17 protein-coding genes are annotated in these 18,821 nt (G+C 61.1%); 14 read left to right on the top strand and 3 right to left on the bottom strand.

Annotated features, from left to right (window positions below):
• Positions 1–2: 2 nt before the first annotated feature.
• The 11 genes from OP495_RS05495 to OP495_RS05445 all read left to right on the top strand — a co-directional run bounded on the left by OP495_RS05495 (position 3) and on the right by OP495_RS05445 (position 9,321).
• Positions 3–884 carry an NAD(+) kinase gene (locus OP495_RS05495; protein ID WP_280567734.1) on the top strand — a complete coding sequence of 294 codons (882 nt, stop codon included), beginning with the start codon at positions 3–5 and terminating at the stop codon, positions 882–884.
• A gap of 1 nt (position 885) precedes the next feature.
• The gene (locus OP495_RS05490) at positions 886–1,893 is read left to right on the top strand and encodes a metallophosphoesterase (protein ID WP_280567731.1); all 1,008 of its coding nucleotides are present in this window, start codon (positions 886–888) and stop codon (positions 1,891–1,893) included.
• Positions 1,894–2,060: 167 nt separating this feature from the next.
• Positions 2,061–2,915 carry a rhomboid family intramembrane serine protease gene (locus tag OP495_RS05485; protein ID WP_280567729.1) on the top strand — a complete coding sequence of 285 codons (855 nt, stop codon included), beginning with the start codon at positions 2,061–2,063 and terminating at the stop codon, positions 2,913–2,915.
• Positions 2,915–3,181 carry a DUF1315 family protein gene (locus tag OP495_RS05480; protein WP_280567727.1) on the top strand — a complete coding sequence of 89 codons (267 nt, stop codon included), beginning with the start codon at positions 2,915–2,917 and terminating at the stop codon, positions 3,179–3,181. The genes OP495_RS05485 and OP495_RS05480 overlap by 1 nt, the downstream gene beginning before the upstream one ends.
• A complete protein-coding gene (locus tag OP495_RS05475) occupies positions 3,178–4,038 on the top strand; it encodes a DUF2797 domain-containing protein (RefSeq protein ID WP_280567725.1) in 861 nt (286 codons plus the stop codon). Before OP495_RS05480 ends, OP495_RS05475 begins: the two co-directional genes overlap by 4 nt.
• 90 nt (positions 4,039–4,128) lie before the next feature.
• The gene (locus OP495_RS05470) at positions 4,129–4,812 is read left to right on the top strand and encodes a type 1 glutamine amidotransferase domain-containing protein (protein WP_280567723.1); all 684 of its coding nucleotides are present in this window, start codon (positions 4,129–4,131) and stop codon (positions 4,810–4,812) included.
• 150 nt (positions 4,813–4,962) lie between these two features.
• Positions 4,963–5,517, top strand: a complete 555-nt coding sequence (locus OP495_RS05465) for a cytochrome b (protein ID WP_280567721.1) — start codon at positions 4,963–4,965, stop codon at positions 5,515–5,517.
• 64 nt (positions 5,518–5,581) lie between these two features.
• Positions 5,582–6,178 carry a YceI family protein gene (locus OP495_RS05460; RefSeq protein WP_280561516.1) on the top strand — a complete coding sequence of 199 codons (597 nt, stop codon included), beginning with the start codon at positions 5,582–5,584 and terminating at the stop codon, positions 6,176–6,178.
• 241 nt (positions 6,179–6,419) lie between these two features.
• Positions 6,420–7,235 carry a 2,5-didehydrogluconate reductase DkgB gene (dkgB, locus tag OP495_RS05455; RefSeq protein WP_280567719.1) on the top strand — a complete coding sequence of 272 codons (816 nt, stop codon included), beginning with the start codon at positions 6,420–6,422 and terminating at the stop codon, positions 7,233–7,235.
• 123 nt (positions 7,236–7,358) lie between these two features.
• Entirely contained in the window at positions 7,359–8,681 is a 1,323-nt protein-coding gene (locus OP495_RS05450) for an MATE family efflux transporter (protein ID WP_280567736.1), read from the top strand.
• Positions 8,682–8,907: 226 nt separating this feature from the next.
• Positions 8,908–9,321, top strand: a complete 414-nt coding sequence (locus tag OP495_RS05445) for a hypothetical protein (protein WP_280561513.1) — start codon at positions 8,908–8,910, stop codon at positions 9,319–9,321.
• A gap of 88 nt (positions 9,322–9,409) precedes the next feature.
• Here the strand turns inward: OP495_RS05445 and OP495_RS05440 are convergent, their stop codons facing one another.
• The 3 genes from OP495_RS05440 to OP495_RS05430 form a co-directional block, all read right to left on the bottom strand.
• Positions 9,410–10,600: an amino acid aminotransferase gene (locus OP495_RS05440; RefSeq protein WP_280567717.1), complete on the bottom strand. Its 1,191-nt coding sequence runs from the start codon at positions 10,598–10,600 to the stop codon at positions 9,410–9,412.
• On the bottom strand, positions 10,584–10,940 hold the full coding sequence (locus tag OP495_RS05435) for a 4a-hydroxytetrahydrobiopterin dehydratase (protein WP_280567714.1): 357 nt from the start codon (positions 10,938–10,940) through the stop codon (positions 10,584–10,586). The genes OP495_RS05440 and OP495_RS05435 overlap by 17 nt, the downstream gene beginning before the upstream one ends.
• A gap of 80 nt (positions 10,941–11,020) precedes the next feature.
• On the bottom strand, positions 11,021–13,000 hold the full coding sequence (locus OP495_RS05430; protein ID WP_280567711.1) for a RecQ family ATP-dependent DNA helicase: 1,980 nt from the start codon (positions 12,998–13,000) through the stop codon (positions 11,021–11,023).
• A 188-nt stretch (positions 13,001–13,188) separates the two neighbouring features.
• Between OP495_RS05430 and OP495_RS05425 the strand changes: the two genes are divergently transcribed.
• Genes OP495_RS05425 through OP495_RS05415 form a run of 3 tightly spaced genes read left to right on the top strand, consistent with a single transcriptional unit; the run spans position 13,189 to position 18,778 of the window.
• Positions 13,189–16,899 (top strand): ATP-binding protein, encoded by a 3,711-nt coding sequence (locus tag OP495_RS05425; protein WP_280567708.1) that lies wholly within the window; start codon positions 13,189–13,191, stop codon positions 16,897–16,899.
• Entirely contained in the window at positions 16,896–17,522 is a 627-nt protein-coding gene (locus OP495_RS05420) for a hypothetical protein (RefSeq protein WP_280561508.1), read from the top strand. The genes OP495_RS05425 and OP495_RS05420 overlap by 4 nt, the downstream gene beginning before the upstream one ends.
• Entirely contained in the window at positions 17,519–18,778 is a 1,260-nt protein-coding gene (locus tag OP495_RS05415; protein WP_280567706.1) for a hypothetical protein, read from the top strand. The genes OP495_RS05420 and OP495_RS05415 overlap by 4 nt, the downstream gene beginning before the upstream one ends.
• Positions 18,779–18,821 lie beyond the last annotated feature (43 nt).

The following is an 18,821-nucleotide window of genomic DNA, read 5'->3' as shown; positions in this document are numbered from 1 at the left end:
ACATGCAGCCATTCAAGACCATTGGCCTGATCGGGCGATTGGGCAATCCCAACGCGGTAGAGACGCTCAAGCGGTTGCTCCGCTTTCTCGACGCTCGCCAACTCCATGTGATCGTCGAGGAACGCACCGCCACGGTCTTGCCCGATCATGGTTATCCCGAGGCGAGCCGTCGCCAACTGGGTGAGCACTGTGACTTGGCGATCGTGGTTGGCGGTGATGGCAGTCTGTTGGGCGCCGCGCGGACGTTGTGCGACACGGGGACGCCGGTAGTGGGCATCAATCGGGGAAGGCTGGGCTTTCTCACCGATATCTCGCCGGATGAAGTCGAAGAGCGAATCGGCGAAGTGCTCGATGGGCACTTCGAGAGCGAGCGCCGCTTCCTGTTGGAGGCGGAAGTGTTTCGCGCCGGCGAACGGGTCGGCATGGCCTCGGGACTCAACGATGTCGTCATCCATCCCGGCAAGGCCGCGCGGATGATCGAATTCGAGCTGTTCATCGACGGCCAGTTCGTCTACAGCCAACGTAGCGATGGGTTGATCATCGCCACGCCGACCGGCTCCACCGCTTATGCCTTGTCGGGAGGCGGTCCGATCGTGCATCCCCGGCTCGAGGCCATCACGCTGGTGCCGATGTTTCCGCATACGTTGTCGAGCCGGCCGATCGTCATCGATGCGGCCAGCGAGATCACGGTGCATATCGGAGAAACCAACCACGCGTATCCGCATGTCAGTTGTGACGGCCAGACCCAGGTGGTGTCTAAGCCCGGTGACCGCCTGGTCGTGCGCCGCAAGCGAGAACGGCTGACGCTCCTTCATCCGCATGGGCACAACTATTTCGAGGCCTGTCGCACCAAGCTCGGCTGGAGCAGCCGGATGGGGGAGTGACATGACACTGGCTCGAAACGACCTCGATGGCTACGATTTGATCGGCGATGTGCATGGGTGTGGCGCCTCGCTGGCGGTGTTGCTGGAGAAGCTTGGCTATCGCTACCGAGAAGGCGTGTATCGTCATCCGCGTCGTCGAGTCATCTTTCTGGGCGATTTGATCGATCGCGGCCCGCGCATTCGACTGGCGCTGAATATCGCGCGTGACATGGTCGAGGCGGGCGAGGCGGATATCGTGATGGGCAATCACGAATACAATGCCCTGGCGTATAGTCGCCGGGCGCCGCTGGAATGGGCGGGAGAGTGGCTACGCGAGCATTCGCCGCGACACAATCGCGTCATCAATGAGACGCTGGCCCAGTTTCGCGATCATCCTCAGGAGTGGCAGTCACATCTGGACTGGTTCATGACGATGCCGTTGTGCCTCGAACGTGATGGACTACGGGCCGTGCATGCCTGCTGGGACCGCGACCTCATCACGCCATTTCTGGCGCAGTGTCCCGATGGTCGCATGAGCGAGGATTTCTTTTACGATTCGGCGTGCCCGGGAACATTCGCCTTTCGCGTCATGGATCGGCTGACGCGAGGCCCCTCACTGCCGCTTCCGGCGGGCTTGCGAATCCATTCCGGCGATGGTTTCACGCGCACCACCTTCCGTGCTCATTTCTGGGCACGTGAGCCGTTGACCTATGGCGATGTGGTCTTCCAGCCCGATAACCTTCCCGACGATCTCGAGAACCAGCCCTTGAGCGCTGAGGAGCGACAGCGACTGCCGTATTACGGACCGGAGGAGTCGCCGCTATTCATTGGCCACTATTGGTGCGAGGGGGTTCCGGCGCTACCGGCGCCGAACATTGCCTGTCTCGATTACAGCGCCGTGAAATACGGGCGTCTGGTGGCCTATCGCTGGGAAGGTGAGCAGCGCCTGGATGCCAATCGCTTCGTGTGGGTCGATGTGGCGCGTGAGGGGTCGGCTCCTCCGGCGCCCGATGACATCGCGCTGGCATGAGGGGCAAAAAAAGTTGAAAAAAATTTCGTTGCACCGGGAACTCATCGCGGTGGGGCGTCGTCAGAGTAAGTGTTCCCTTGAATGATCCCTTGCTCTTGTCCGGCGGCCCCCTCCGCCGGACTTTTTCTTTTGTGCGCTCGTCTGCGGTACTGAAAGGGACCCCGCCCATGTACAAACTGCTGGAATTGCCTCGTCAACAGGATATCGTCGCACTGCGTCGAGCGTTGTGGGCGCATCGTATCGGCCATCAGGTGACCGAGGAGGAGACGATTCAGGTGCTGTGGCTGGCCGATCCGCGTCAGCGTGATGAGGCGGCACACTTGATCGAGCAATGGCATCGTGGCGAGTTGGTCGAGCGTCCCTCTCAGGCCACGAAAAGCCGATCGCCCGGCATGCTTGGCAGTGCCTTTACTCAGGCACCGCTGGCGGCTGTCTTGATGGCATTGTGTGTGGTGGTCTTCGCCTTGATGGCATTGTTCGGTGACCGTGTGGTCGCTGCACTGACCTTCGTGCCCGTCGATGCCGTGTCCGGAAGCCTGACGGTCAGCACCCTGGGCGATTCCCTGGCAAGCGGTCAGGTATGGCGCTTGCTGTCGCCGGCGTTGATGCATTTCGGCTGGATGCATCTGGTCTTCAACATGCTGTGGTTATGGTATTTCGGGCGCCAGGTCGAAGCCCTGCAAGGCCCCGTACGCCTTATCATGCTCGCCGTCGTGGCGGCACTCGTCTCCAACCTGGCGCAATACGCCACGGGGACCGTGCTGTTCGGCGGCATGTCCGGGGTCGATTATGCCTTGCTGGGATATGTCTGGCTGATGGCCCGTCGGGCCCCGGGAAGCGGATTTTTCGTGCCCCAAATGCTGGTGGTGTTCATGCTTGCCTGGATGGTCTTCACCATGACCGACATGGCGAGCTTGTTTGGATTCGGCAACGTCGCCAATGAGGCGCACCTGGGCGGTCTGTTGGTCGGGCTGGTCGGTGGATGGTGGGCCGGTGGACGTGCCGCAAGAGGAGAGCGTTAGTGAGTGACATGACCTTCGACAAGATGGTGGCGCAGATGACACCCGCCATGTACGACAGCTTCAAGCAGGCGGTCGCACTGCGTAAATGGCCGGATGGACAGCGCCTGAGCGAAGAGCAGACCGAGCTGTGTCTCGAGGCGGTGATGAAATACGAAGTCGCCCACGATATCCCCGAGAACGAGCGTGTGGGCTATATCGAGCGCGGCGGTGGCGGCACTGACGATGGAGCCGGCGAGTCCGATACCATCAAGTGGATGAGCCGATGAGCGATCTGTTCAGCGTGGCGGATGTCAGTGCCGCGCGCGGCCCCCTGCGCAAGATGGAGATTGCGCCCAGCGATGCGCAGACACCGGCGCAATACACCCTGCGGGCCGGCGAGCAGCGCGTTGGTCTCAATGCGCATCTGGGCGCCTCGTTGCGACTCGTGCATACCGGCGCCATCCACTGCGTGCATTGTGGACGCGCCACGCGCAAGAGTTTTGCCCAAGGCTATTGCTACCCTTGTTTCAAGTCGCTTGCCCAGTGTGACACCTGCATCGTCAAGCCGGAAACCTGCCACTATCATGCGGGTACGTGTCGCGAACCGGCATGGGGCGAGCAGCATTGTTTTCAGCCGCACGTGGTCTACCTGGCCAATTCGTCGGGGCTCAAGGTCGGCATCACGCGCAAGACGCAATTGCCTACACGCTGGCTCGATCAAGGGGCGATGCAGGCGCTGCCGATTCTCGAGGTCGACAACCGTTTGCAGTCGGGGTTGGTCGAAACCTTGTTCAAGCAGGTGGTGGGCGATCGCACCAATTGGCGTGCAATGCTGAAAGGTGACGTGGCGCCGCTAGACTTGCTCGCCGAACGAGACCGCCTCCTGGAAGTGCTCGATCAGGAGCTGGCGGCACTCAAACAACGCGTTGGCGAGCAGGCGATTGGCACGCTGGCGGCGACCCCGGTCGAGTTGTACTATCCCGTCCTGGAATTTCCCGGCAAGGTAGTGTCGCACAATTTCGATAAGTCCCCTGAGGTCAGCGGCCGTTTGATGGGACTCAAGGGGCAGTACCTGATCTTCGATACCGGTGTCATCAATCTGCGCAAGTTTGGTGGCTATGAGGTAGAGGTGGCGATCGAGTAGGGCACTTGGTGCGGCGACGTCTTGAAGTCCGCCTGGATGTCTCCACGTCATGGGTATCGACATGAACGTCGCTTACCCAAGGAGGTTCGCATGAAGATTCTGATGGTGCTGACGTCGCACGATCGCATGGGCGATACCGGCCATGCCACCGGCTTCTGGCTCGAAGAGTTCGTCGCGCCGTACTACGTGTTCAAGGATGCGGGTGTCGAGGTGACGCTGGCCTCGCCGCAGGGTGGTCAGCCGCCCATTGATCCCACCTCCACGCAGCCCGATGCGCTGACCGAGGAAACGCGCCGCTTCGAGGCGGATAGCGAGGCCAAGGCGCAGTTGGCTAATACGCGTAAGCTGGCCGAGGTGCGCGCCGATGACTACGATGCTGTTTTCTACCCCGGGGGCCATGGCCCGCTGTGGGATTTGACGCAAGATCGCCATTCCCAGCAGTTGATCCACGACTTCCTCGTGGCCCATAAGCCTGTCAGCGCAGTCTGCCATGCACCCGCCGTGTTGGTGCATGCACAAAGTCCCGATGGCCAGTCTGTGGTCAAGGGTCATCGTGTCACTGGGTTCTCGAACAGCGAAGAAGATGCCGTGGGGCTGACCGATGTCGTGCCGTTGCTAGTGGAAGACGCTTTGAAGGCAAAGGGTGGCCACTATGAGCGCGCCGACGCGGATTTCGACGCTTTCCAACTGCGCGATGGCCTGTTGATCACCGGTCAGAATCCGGCCTCCAGCGCGCCAACGGCTAAATTGCTGCTGGAGGCACTGACAGGCTGACACGACCCTCGAGCCTTGCACACTTCTCTTATAATGGCTCGCCTTGGCGAGCCATTATTTCTTTTTGGTTAATGATGCCTTTCCTCGATACGTCCTGGCGTGATGCGCGATAGCCATTATGCTGAAGGCATGATGGGTGGAGAGAAACGCATGTGGCGTAATTCGGTACACGGCTGGGGGGTGCCCAGCATTCTCCTGCATTGGCTGAGTGCCGTGCTGGTCGTGTCACTCTTCGTACTTGGCTGGTGGATGACCGGTCTTGGTTATTATGATCGCTGGTATCAATTGGGGCCATGGTGGCACAAGTCACTGGGCCTGACGCTACTGGGTTTGACGCTGCTGCGGTTGGCATGGCGCTTGATGCAGCCCACGCCCGAGGCACATGGCGTGTCTTGGGAGCGGGTGTTGGCGCATGCCGGCCATGGGCTCCTCTACGTCTTGCTGTTGACGGTGATGGTCAGTGGCTACTTGATCTCCACTGCCGAAGGCCAAGGTATCAGTGTGTTCGGTGCCTTCGAAGTGCCGGCACTGCTCAGCGATTTGCCCCGACAGGCGACCCTGGCGGGGGAGGTGCACTGGTACGCAGCTTGGGCACTGGTCGTGCTGGCCGTGGGCCACACGCTGGCTGCGCTCAAGCATCATATTCTCGATCGCCGGGACACGTTGCGTCGCATGTGGTGGCCCGGAGGCTCTCGACGCCAATGAGTTTTACATCCGTGGCGATTTGCCGCCACTTAAGTACTTAAATCCTTCATCCTAGGAGATGACGATGTTCTCGAAATCGCTACTCAAGACCGCTACCAGTGCTGCTCTCGGCGCTGCCGTACTGTTGCCCATGGCCCAGGCCAACGCTGCCGATTACAAGATCGATAGCGAAGGGCAGCATGCCTTCATTGAGTTCAAGATCAGCCATTTGGGCTATTCCTATGTGCTGGGCACCTTCGATGATTTCACGGGGACGTTCAGTTATGACCCCGACGCCCCAGAAGCTTCCAGCGCCAATGTCGAGGTAGACGTGAGCAGTCTCCATACGGCGCATGCCGAACGCGACAAGCACATCTTGAGCGACGACTTCCTCAACGCCTCGGAGTATCCCACCGCGACGTTCGAGTCCACGGGATTCGAATCGACCGGTGACGGTGAGGGCGAACTGTCCGGCAACCTGACGCTGCATGGCGAAACGCAGCCGATTACCATCGAGGTCGACCATATCGGCGGTGGTGACGATCCCTGGGGCGGATATCGCAATGGTTTCGAAGGGGAAACGACGTTGACGTTGTCTGACTTCGGTATCGATACCAGCAAGTTGGGTCCGACGGCTTCCACCGTTGACATGCACCTGGTGGTTGAAGGTATCCGCCAGTAATTCGTCACGCATGCTCGGACAGCCTGAATCGCCCCGCCTCGTGCGGGGCGATTCACGTTGAGTCGAGGTTGGTAATAAGGGGAGGCAATGGCCAATCTCAACGGCGATCTAGCGTGAGGAAGGTGTTGAAAGTCAATTTAACGGTCCCCAACTCATGCAGGAGTATGACAGATTGCCTGGCACCATGTTTCATCTTGTAACTAGGTCTTTGCTGTCTTTTGCCATCTGACAAGGAGTCACCATGCTGAACCAACGCACGTTGCCCCGCATTGGTCTGGGCACCTTTCGTCTCAAGGACCAAGACGTTATCGACTCGGTCATGTCAGCGCTGTCACTCGGTTACCGGCATATCGATACCGCTCAGTTCTACGATAACGAACGCGCCGTGGGCGAGGCGCTCAAGCAAAGCGATGTTCCCCGCGACGAGATCTTCCTGACCACCAAGGTGTGGTGGGATCGATTGCAGCCGCAGGCATTGCTGGAAAGCTTCGAAGAGAGTTGCCGGAAGCTCGGCGTTGAATACGTCGACCTGGCTTTGGTGCATTGGCCGTCGCCCGACGACGAGGTCCCGATGGCCGATTATATCGGCGCCTTGAACCAGGCGCGCGAGAAAGGCCTTACGCGTGAGATTGGCGTCTCCAACTTCACGGTGGCGCAGCTCGACCTGGCGCTCTCGGTGCCCGGAGGCGAGCACCTGATCACCAACCAGATCGAAGTGCATCCCTTCCTGGCCAACCGCACCGTGGTTGCGTATTGCCAGGCGCAGGGCTTGCAGGTTACCGGTTATATGCCGCTAGCGGTGGGTAAGGTGATGGACGAGCCCGTGCTCAAGGAAATTGCCGAGGCGCACGGGGTGAGTCCGGCGCAGATCGCGCTGGCGTGGGTGGTGGCGCGCGACATCGTGGTGATCCCGTCGTCCACGAAGCCCGGGCACCAGCAATCGAACCTCGACGCCATGCAGATCACACTGAGTGCCGACGAGATGGCGCGTATCGATGCGCTCGATCGCGGCGAACGTATCGCCAATCCGGATTTTGCTCCCCAGTGGGACGCCTGAAGCGTCATCACCCATGAAGGCGCTTTCTGCTAATCTAGTCGCCCTCGGTATCGACCGATGCCGGGGGCGCCCTATTTGATATCTTGATCGTTGATTCGCAATGAGGTTTCCGTGACGGAATCCATGTCCTCGCTACGTCGCCAACTGTGGCAGCAGACCTGGCCCATGGCTATCGGCGTGCTCTCGCTGCTGGGCTTCCAGCTCGTCGATAGTGCTTTCATCGCCCGTTTGGGCACTCAGCCGCTCGCGGCACAATCCTTCACCTTCCCACTGTCGTTTCTGATCATCGGCGTGCAGGTAGGTCTGGGGATTGCCATCGCGGCGCTGATTTCACGCACTCTAGGCGCTGGCGATACAGCGCGTGCCAGGCGTATGGGCAGCCTTGTGCTGGTCGGTGGAAGCGCATTGATGGCCCTGCTGATGCTGATCATGTGGGCCGCGCAGACGCCGATCTTCACGCTGCTGGGGGCTGATGCCCCCACGCGTGAGCTGATTCGCGCCTACTGGGGGCCGCAGTTGGTGGCCAACTGGCTGGGGGCGGTGCTGTATTTCGGCTATAGCCTGTTCCGGGCACATGGCGACACGCGCTTGCCCGGAAAACTCATGGTACTGACCAGCCTGATCAATCTGGTCCTCGATCCGCTGTTGATTTTTGGCATCGGCGACTGGTCGGGCTGGGGGCTGCCTGGTGCGGCCTGGGCGACAGCGTTGGCGTTTGCCATCGGCATCTGGTTCCTGGTGACACGTCTACGTGCCCACGACTGGCTGGCGCGGCATGGGTTGCGCGTCGAAATGCGTGCCTCGGCCGTGCCGTTCATGACGATCGCCGGGCCTGCGATGATCAGTCAGTTGATGCCGCCACTCTCGGCGATGCTGGCGACCTCGATCGTGGCCGATCTGGGGGAGACGGCTGTCGCGGCCTGGGGATTGGCGAGTCGCCTGGAAACGCTTTCGTTGATGGTGGTGCTGGCGCTGACTATGTCACTGCCGCCCTGGCTGGGGCGTTGTTACGGCGCCGGCGATTGGTTGCGCATCGATGCCTTGATGAAGCTGGCGGCGCGTACGGCGGTGGTCTGGCAACTGGGGCTGGGGTGTGTCATGGCACTGGCGGCACCCTGGGTTGCGGTCGCTCTGTCGGGCAATCCGGAAATACGCGATGAACTCGCGACCTTGATACGCTGGCTGCTACCCAGCTATAGCTTGCTGGGCCTTTGCATGCTGGTGGTATCCGCCTCCAATGCCCTTGGCTGGCCGGTACGCGCCATGCTGCTGTCCTTCATGCGCTTGTTCGTGTGTTACTTGCCATGCCTGGCGGTGGGGGCCTGGCTGTCGGGCATTTTTGGTGTCGCCTGGGGAGCCGCGTTGGGCAACGTGCTGGCAGGCGGTCTTGCCTGGGGCATTTTCCGGCGTTCCCTGACGCAGCGCATGGCGGTCAATGGCAATTGATGCGTGATATCTTGCCGGAAGGTGGCGGTATGGCCAAGGCTGAGTTCTGGGCTGGCTGTCGCCCGGAAAACGATACCCAGGGGTTGGGTGTGGCGCGTTACGCTGAGTGATCCCAAGTAGGTAGGGAATCCCCGCGTGCATCGCTTGTCCAATGCTCGCATCAGACCCGGTCCGCCGCGGGCGGCGGGTGCCCTGGAATGTAATGAGAGCCATTGAGGAGACAGCGATGACGATTCGCGCTGGCTGGCGTGTCGGGAGCGCCGGCATGTTGGCGTTGTTATTGAGCGGTTCTGTGCTAGTGAGTGGGTCGGTACTCGCCCAGGACGAGGCTGCGCCGCCCGAGGACCAGAAAGGCCAAGCGACCGAGGCGGGCGAGGTCAGTGAGAAGGCAACAGGCGTCAGCGATGAGGATGCCAGCTTTGGTCAGGGAGGTGCGCAAACGCCGCTCGATCAGCGCCGTAACGCGGTGACCTTCGATCAGTTGGATGTCGATGAGGATGGCATGCTCAGTGAAGAAGAGGCACGTCAGGCCGACCGACTCGAGCTCTTTCAACGACTCGAGAGCGATGAGGGCGAGGTGACGCGGGAGGCATTCCGCGATGAAGTCGGCTCGGACACGCTACCCGACGCTCAGGATTAGTGAGCGTAAAGAAGTAAGCGCAAAATAAAACGCCCGTCATGCGTGAGCATGGCGGGCGTTTATGCGTTGTGCGTGTCAGGGCTTTTTATCAGCCGACGACGGTGGCGATGGCCTTGGCCACGTAGGGCAGATTTTCCTGCGCCAGACCGGCAACGTTGGCCCGACCGGAGCGCACCATGTAGATGCCGAACTCGTCGCGCAGACGGTCAACCTGTGCCGGATTCAGTCCAGTATAGGAGAACATGCCACGCTGCTCGGCGATGAAGGCGAACCGCTCGTCCAGTCCATAAGGCTCGAGCGCCTCCACGAAATCTTGCCGTAGCCCGTTGATGCGGTCACGCATCTCGGTGAGTTCCTCACGCCACATGTTGGCAAGTGCCTCGTCGTTGAGAATCTCGGCGACCACTGCGCCGCCATGGGCCGGCGGGTTGGAGTAGTTTTCGCGGGCGACGATGGCCATCTGCGAGCGGACGTTTTCCATCTGCTCGCCATCGCGGGCGATCATGATCATGCAGCCGGTACGTTCGCGATAGACCCCGAAGTTCTTGGAGCAGGAACTGGTGATCATCACTTCATCGAGGTTTTCGGCCAGCAGGCGCGGGCCGTAGGCGTCGGCATCGAGGCCATCGCCGAAGCCTTGATAGGCAAAGTCGACCAGTGGCAGTAGACGCCGCTCGCGCACGACTTCCAGCACGCGTTGCCATTGCTCGCGTGATAGATCGAAGCCCGAGGGATTGTGACAGCAGGCATGCAGCAGTACCACATCGCCTTCGGGAATCTGCTGCAGGGCGCCCAGCATACCGTCGAAATCGAGACGGTTATCGGCGTCCACGTACGGATACTTCTTCAGCTCGACGCCTGCCGCGTGAAAGATGCCCAGGTGGTTGGGCCATGTCGGATCGGAGACCCAGATGCTCTTGCCGGGCAGTTGCGACTTGATGAAGTCCGCCGCCAGGCGCAATGCCCCCGTGCCGCCGGGAGACTGCGTGGCACTGGCGCGGTTAGCGGCCAGTACCGGTGAATCTGTCCCCAGGACCAGTTCGAGTACCGCCTGGCCGTAACGCGGATCGCCGTGCGAGCCGATATAGCTCTTGGTCGTCTCGTTGTTCAGCAGCCGCTCCTCGGCCTCCTTGACGGCCCGCATGACGGGCGTATTGCCGTGCGCGTCACGGTAAACGCCGACCCCCAGGTCGACTTTCTGGGGGTTGGGATCCTTCTTGAAGGCTTCAATAAGTCCGAGGATGGCATCCCCGGGTACGCGTTCAATCTGCTCGAACATTGGACTGCGCTACCTCGTCGGTTCTGGCGGCCATGATGAAATCGTTTTGGTGCAAGCCCTTGATCTTGTGCGACCACCAGGTAACGGTGACCTTGCCCCATTCGGTGGTCAGCGCCGGGTGATGACCTTCTGCCTCGGCGATATCGCCCACCTGATTGGTGAACGCCAGGGCCTGCTTGAAGTTGCGGAACGTGAACTCACGTTCCAATTGCATGATGCCATCGCGCTCCACGATCCGCCACTCGGGAATCTCGGCGCCGAGACTATGCATTTCCCCTTCGCTGACGGTGGGGGCGTCGGCACTGCAGGCTTCGCATTTCAGTTCGGCAAGCTCGCTCATGGTGTTCTTCGCCTCCTTCGAGTGATTTCTATCAGTGTAGAAGCCAGCGCCGGGGCAGGCCTACCGCAACGGCGCGTGATTTACGCTTCGCTCGAAGATATAGCCTTCACGGCCGCGTGGATCTCCGGGTAGGGCCAGTCTTCCAGCGCTGCGAACCCTTCGAGCTGGCGTGCCTTGAGTCGCGTCAGCACGGGATTGGTGAGCCCCGCGAGAAAGCGTGTGAATAGCGCGTCGCTGGGCGGCGGTGCATCGGATAAGGCGGTCAGTCGTTCATGCAAAGGCGCACATAGCGCGGCCACCTGGTGCGGCTCGAGCGGTGCACGTGGCGTCTCCGTGGGCCACTGCGCGATATGGCCGCGACACACCGAGCAATGACCGCAGTGCTCGGGCGCATTGGCGTCACCGAAATAGTCGGCCAGGCGCCGGCTGAGACAGGTCGTCGACTCGAATAGCGCCAGCATGGCCTGCAGGCGCTCGATCTCGGCGCGCTCCTTGCGTTGGAAGTACGTCGTAAGCCGCTCGGCCAGCGCGGCAATATCGATCTCGGGGACGAGCACGGCGTAGACCTCGGTCATCTGCTTGCTTTCGAGCTGAATGAACCCTTGGTCGTTGAAATACTCCAGCGCACTGATGACGCGGCTTCGCGAGGTATCGAGTCCGCGCTCGGCGCCGAGAGTCGCCAGTGCATTTTGATCCAGCTCGCACCAGGTCCGCGCGCGCGGTGAGGCGTCAATCAACGCGGCGACGAAGTCGCGACGCTCGCCGCTGAAACGCTCGATCAGCGCCGACGGATCGAGCAGATACTTGAAACGGTACTCGGCGAAATAGGCATAGCGCGGCGCGATGATGCCTTCGAGTTCGAGCTGCACCAATAGCGTCTTGAGTGGTAGTGGCCGAATGTTGCTGTGCTGCGAGAGTGCGTTTAAACGGACTTCCCACTGACCGTGGGGCGCGGCGTCATTGATGTCGCGCAGCACTCGTTCGATACCGTCGCGTTCCGGCGTATCGCCGTAGACGAAATTTTCCAGCGCCCCGAGGGCGTCGCGTCCGCCGAGCATCAGGCACTGGGACGGTTGGTTATCGCGCCCGGCGCGGCCGATCTCCTGGCTGTAGTTCTCGATCGACTTGGGCAAGTCGAAATGCACTACGTTGCGGATATCGGCCTTGTCGATGCCCATGCCGAAGGCGATGGTGGCGACGATGCAATTTATCTCGCCGCGCATGAAGGCCTGTTGCAGCGTATCGCGGGTCTCGCTGTCGAGGCCGGCGTGATACGCCCGCGCGTCGATGCCCGCCTTGCCGAGATAAGCGGCCAGTCGCTCGGCGGTCTTCTGCAAAGTGACATACACGATGCTTGGTTGTGCCGGTGTCTGCGCCAGGCGCGGGCCGAGCCACTCGGCCAGGGTGCGAGAACGTTGATCGGCGGCGGTGGGCTGCACCTGCAAGTCGAGATTAGGACGATAGAATCCGGTGGCGGCGACGTCATCAGTGGCGATGGCGAAGTTCTCACGCATATCTTCGATGACGCGGGGCGTTGCCGTAGCAGTGAGCAGCAGCGCCTGAGGAATGGCGAATTCGCGCTGATAGGCGGGCAGCTTGAGGTAATCGGAGCGAAAGTTGTGGCCCCATTCGGAGAGACAGTGCGCCTCGTCGACGACCAGCAGCGACACCGGCACCTGGCGCAGGAAGTGACGAAAACGTTCGTTCTTGAGTCGCTCCACCGAGACCATGAGGATGCGGATCTCGCCCTGCTTGACGCCACGCATCACGGCGGAGGCTTCCTCACGGCTCTGGCGTGAATCAAGACTTGCGGCGGCGATGCCATGACGCGCCAGGAAGTCGAGCTGATCCTGCATCAGCGCGAGCAGCGGTGAGACCACCAGCGTCAGGTGAGGCAGATGCAGGGCTGGCAATTGATAGCACAGCGATTTGCCGGACCCGGTGGGAAAGATTGCCGCCGCCGAGCGTCCCTGGGTCACGGCCTCGACCACCTGGCGTTGGCCGGGGCGAAAGTCGGCGTAGCCGAAGACGCGTTGCAGGGTGTCGTCGATGTCGGCCATGCGGTGCTCCTTGCCACGATCTGAGGGCGATATCTTACACCCTGTGGCCATCGAGGTGCTGGATTAGCTTCACTGCATGGTGTGTTCTTTGCAATGGATGGCATGGATGAGGTGCCAACTTGGTTGTGCATGCCGGCGGTGGGTAGAATGGTTTTTTGAAAAAAAGCGCAAACTACCAAGGACGCGGCATGGCCCATTTGTTACGTATCGTGATGATTCACGGTCATCTGGAAGGCGTCGTCGAACTGGATGTCGATGGCCATACCAATATTTGCGGCACCAACGCCTCGGGCAAGACCACGCTGCAGCGACTGGTGCCGGTCTTCTATGGCGAACTGCCCAACAAGGTCGTCCCCAAGACACGGATGAAGTTCGATGCTTTCTACCTGCCGCATCGCAACAGCTATCTGATCTACGAATACCGTCGTGAAGCCGGTAATGTCTGCCAGGCCGTGCTGACACGCAAGAAAGAGGGCGGACTGGAATATCGTTTCGTCGCTGCGCCGTACCAACCCGAGGATTATCTGGTGGAAAGCCAGGAAGGTGTCGTGGCGCTGGAGTACGGCGACTGGCTGGCTGGGTTGCGCCGTGCTGGCATCGACTTCTCGGCCAAGTATGGGGCGACCTCCGAATACCGCGCGGTGATCCAGAATGATTTCACCCAGCAGCAGGGTAATCGGCGCGAAGCGTTGAAGCTGCGCCAGACCGCCGCGAAGTTCAGTCTGGTCAAGCCCGAGCGACGCATTCGTCACATGGAAAAACTGATTTCGGCGGTGCATGCCAAAGAGGGCAAGATGGATACCCTCAAGACCATGCTGGCGGCGATCTTCGAAGAAGACGGCGTCGAACTGCCGGTCACCCGTATCCGCAACACCAAAGCGCGTGACTGGATCGCGCAGATGCGCCAGTCGATGCGTCTGGAACCGCTGCAAAAGTCGCTGGCGGAACTGGCCGACGTCGATCGCGATATCGTCGATCTTGAATCGACACTCTGGCAGCTCAAGCCACAGTTGGATGCCGACCGCCATCGGGCAGAGCGTGTGCTGGCCGATACCGAGGCCGAGCTGAACACACAGCAGGAAGCCTTTCAGGCGCGCGAGCAGGAATACGAGCAGGCCCGCGACACGTTCAACGACCGCATCAGTGAGCTTGCCAGTGAACTGGACCGTACCCAGCGCAGCCTGAACGATCTGCAGCAGCAATACGAGCAGTATGCCGAGGCCGATATGCCCGCCCTGGAGCGGGATCTGGCCGAACTGCCGCAATGGCGTGAACAGGCCCAGCAGTTGCAGGAGCATCTGGCGGTGATGCAGGAGGCCTCTGCGGCCAACCGCTCACGCCTTGACGGGCGCCTGCGCGAGCTGGCCGATAACCTCTCGCGGCGCACCGATGAGATTCAGGCGCTCATCAATGAACTGGGCGACGAGAAGTCGGCGCGCCAGGAGCAGCAGTGGGCCTCCGAGCGTGAACTGGAAGCCCAGTACCACACGCAGCGTAGCGAACTGGATGGCGCCTACCAGACACGGCTTGAGCAAGGCATCGAACGCTTGGCCGATCTCAAGGCGCAACTCGCCTCGACCGGCCAGGTGCCCGAAGAGGTTCAGGAAGCGGAGCTCGCCCAGTCCAGGGTCGATCAGGCCCAGAGCGATCGCAACGCTGCCGCCAGTCGTCTCGAAGGTTTGCGCCGTGAGCACGAAACCCTGCGCCGTGAGCGCGACACGGCAGAGCAGCAGCGAGAAAGTGCCAAGCAACAACTCAATCGGGCGAACCAGCGCTCTCAGGAACTCCAGCATCAGCGCGATCCCGCCGAGGGCAGTCTGCGCTATTTCATGCGTTATCACCGTCCTGGCTGGGAGCATCACCTGGGCAAGGTCATTGCGCCCGAACTGCTCGAGCGTCGCGACCTTTCACCACAGCTTGGTGACAACGAGCACGACGACCTGTTCGGCGTGGCGCTCGACCTTGCCGCCATCGAGCTGCCCGATCATGCCCGCGACGAGGCGAGTCTCAATGCCGCTATCGACGCCGCCGAAGCCGAACAAGCGCGCGCCGACACCGATCTTCAGGCCGCAGAGAAGCAACTCAAAGCTTGCCATGACAGAGTGCAGGGTGCCGAGGAACCTCTCAGCCAGGCGCGGCTCGCCCTCAAGCATGCCGATGACGAAGTCGAATATGCCCTGGATGCTCGACATCAACTTCAGGAGCGCCACGCTCGGCAGCAGAAAGAGCGCCGCCAGGCCGCCGAAGAAGCGCTGGCCAGCCAGCAGGCTGCCGACAAGGCGCTACGCGATGAAAAGCGCGAGGCTCTGAGCACGCTCGATGAGACCCATCAAGCGCAACTCCTGGAACTCAAGGCCGATGGCCAGAGCCAGTTGGCCAGCTTCGACACGCGTATCGATCAGTACAAGCAACAACTCGAAGACCTCAAAACCGAGCACCAGCGTCAACGCCAGGAATTGGAAGCTGCTTTCGATCAGGAGCTTCAGGACCAGGGCGGTGATCCCGAAACCCTGCGCTCGACGCGCCAGCGTATCAGTGATCTGCAGGAGCGCATTCGCGTCACCGAAAGTCGCCGCGAAGAACTCGATGCTTACACGCGCTTCATGCGTGTTGAATGGGGCGAGCGCAAGCCGCAACTGGTTGACCGCGAAGCGACGCTGACACGTGACAAGCAGGCCGCCGAGCACCAACGCGATCAATGCCGTAATGATTTTCAGGCCGCCAAGGTTGCGCACCAGCAAGCTGACAAGACGCTCAAGGCAAGCTGCAATGGCGAACGCGAGGTCATCGACGCCCTCAAGCCATTGCTCGGTCAGGTCGACGGACTAGGGCTTGCGTCAACGTCGAGTGCCGCCGGCGAGTCGCCTCGAGAAGCGCCAGGCGATGTGCATGAGCGCATCGAGCGCACGCGCCAGGCGCTGAGTAACCGGAGCAGGGAAGTGGAAACCCTGCGCAAGGGCTGCGAGCAGGTCGAGAGTGAGCTGATCAAGGGCGCCAGTCAGGGCTTCGTCGAGACCTTGGAAGCCGAGCGCGCCAAGCTGTTCAGTGGCTCGGGCAGCGGGACAGGCGAGCAGGGTATCGATCCGCGTCGTCAGCTACCGCTTCTGCGGGGCATGCTGCAATTGCTCGAAGATCAGCAGCAGCAATTGATCCAGCAGGGGCGCAACCTGGGCGCCGATCTGGACAAGTTCTTCACCGTCTTCCGTGACCTCAATCGACGCATCAGCGCCCAGAGCCGCCGCTTGTCCGAAGAGGTGGCCGATGACCTGCGCCTCGAGGGTATCAACAAGGCGGAGGTACGCATTCAGTCGACCATCGACGAGCTGGGCTTCTGGGAGCCACTCAAGCGCTTCGCTCAGCTTTATCGTGACTGGGAGAGCTCCAGCCAGACGCTCCCCAGTGATGATTATCTGGATGCGCTGGCCGATGTCGTCGACTTGCTGCGCCACGACCAGCAATACAGTTTCGAAAGCTTGCTGCGCCTCGAGTTGCACTTGAACGAGGGCGGCACCGACCTGGTGATCAAAAGCGATCGCCAGTTGCTCGAGTCCTCGAGCCACGGCATGGCTTACTTGATCCTGTGCAAGTTCCTGCTCGCCTTCACGCGACTGTTGCGCGGCTCTTCGGAGATCGCCATTCACTGGCCCATCGATGAGATCGGCACGCTGGCCTATCACAACGTCGAGACGTTGTTCGATGCCTGCGATAGCAATCGTATTCATATCGTCGGGGCGTTTCCCAATCCCGAGTCCGACGTCTTGCTGTTATTCCGTAATCGCTATCTGATCGACCGTGATGCCGAACAATCGAGTCGCCGCCGCCTGAAGCGCATCGAACCGCGTCTGAGCCGCTTGGCCGAGCGCCTGCAGGAACGCACCACCGAGGAGGTCTCGTCATGATCGAACATGGTCCGTTGCTGGAGCGTTTGCTGGCCGGCGAGTTCGTCTGCGCCGTGAGCGATGACAGGGCCTTCCGCCGCCTCGAGGATGAGGAGGTGCGCGAGCAGATCGACACCTACCTGCGACCGCTCAATCGCCGTCTGGCCACCAACGCCGAGGGCAGTGTCTATTTCCTGGCCTGGCGACAGCTCAACGACGAGGCCCGGGAGCAGTTATCGCGGCAGCTCGGCGAGGTGCTGCATAGCCTGATGCCGATGCTCGAATGGCTGCAACTGATGCAGGAAGCGATGGGCCATGACGCCCTGGTGGCACCGGGCGATGTGCTCAAGCCCGCCGAGCTCAGCGCCCGCTGCGAGGACAATCAGAGCCTGCGTGAGCAGCTCGAACGCCTCGCCGGTGACAGCTTCTTCGGCTCCCAGAGCGAGCAGCTCGACGCCCAGATGAAGCAGGTCTTCAAGCGCCTCAAGGAGCACGGTTATCTGCTACAGCCGCATGCCGACCGCCAGGTCTATCTGGTGACCGGCAAGATCGATTACCTCGTCGATCTGGTACGGCTCATCCGTGACGAAGAAAACCTGCCCGTCGACGATGAGAGCCCGCAGGCGCAGGAAAGCTTGTTATGAAGGAGCTTGCTGTGAGCGACGAACATGAGCTGGAAAGTCGCCTGATCGGCACCGGCGTGGAGCGTCTGGCGCTGCTCGGCAAGCACGCCGACGCCCTGATGCAGGGCTACAGTCGCGATGAAGTGCCGCTGGAGGCCTTGAGCGATAGCGCATTGCGGCGGCTGTTGGCCGCGCGTATCGTCTGGCGGCCCGACGATCAGGGGGGCGTCAAGCTGGCGCCCCGGGTGCGCGAGTTGATCGCCGAGATGCTGGCCGACGAAACCCGCCGCCAGGTCAATGCCGATGTGGGCGAAACCCTGGAACTGGTGCGCACGTTGGTGCAGAGCTACCGCGAGGCTCAGAACCAGAGTGAATACTGGCACCAGGAGCAGCAGTTGCTGCGCCTGCGCCAGGCCGTCGATGATCTCAATGGGCGTTTTGCCGACGCCATCGATAGTCTCTGGCAGCGCCTCAACAGCGACTTCGGTTTCGTGAGCCGCCTGAACGACAAGATCCGCGAAAACGATCGTGCCCAGAAGCAGATCGTGCGCCTGCTGGATGGCCTGCAACTGATCGACTTCGATGAGCTGATCGAACTGGTGGGTAGCGACGGCACCCTGCGCAAGCTGCTGATCAGTCAATTGCAGCGCCAGGTCAGTCAGCATTACACCAGCCTGCGTGAAGTTCAGAGCCGTCTGACCGAACTGATGGCCCGGTTTCGCCAGCAGCAATCGCGTAGCCGGCTGATTAGCGGCATGGCGGCGTTTCTACGCGAGCACCCCAACTTCGTTCCTGGTAACTATGCGCGGCGCAGCGAAGTGCCTGACCTGATCAACCAAGCCAGTCCTTTGATCGCCGCAGCCGCGCCGGCCCTGGATCATGAGCCGGACATTCGCGTGCTGACCGACCTCGTGTTCCAGCTACCGACGCCGGTGCACAAGCCGCAGGCCGTTGCCGCCGCACGGCCTGCCGAGGCCGAGGAGCAGAGCCTGGTGGCGGCGAGCCAACAGGCGCTCAAGCAGGACGTGGAAAATTTCTACCTGACGGTGATCGACCATCCCGATCCCATGGGCATCAGTGCACTGGCCTACCTGCAGGACAGTGACATGGAATGGGGCGACGAGATCTGGCTCTTCCAGGTGATCGCCGAATACCAGGGCCTACCGCGTAGTGAGCAGCGCGCTTTTCACCTGCACCAAGCGGAGAGCCGTGCCAGCGACTTCAACGACCTTCGCCTGATTCACGACGTCACCCTGCAACTGGCGCATTTGGCATGAACGACAGGAACGGGTCCACTCAATTGTTTTTTTGTCACCGCCG

Source organism: Chromohalobacter sp. 296-RDG, assembly GCF_029889885.1.
Lineage (GTDB): Bacteria > Pseudomonadota > Gammaproteobacteria > Pseudomonadales > Halomonadaceae > Chromohalobacter.
Note: the sequence above shows the minus strand (reverse complement) of the source record. Positions and strands in the feature narration are given on the sequence as shown.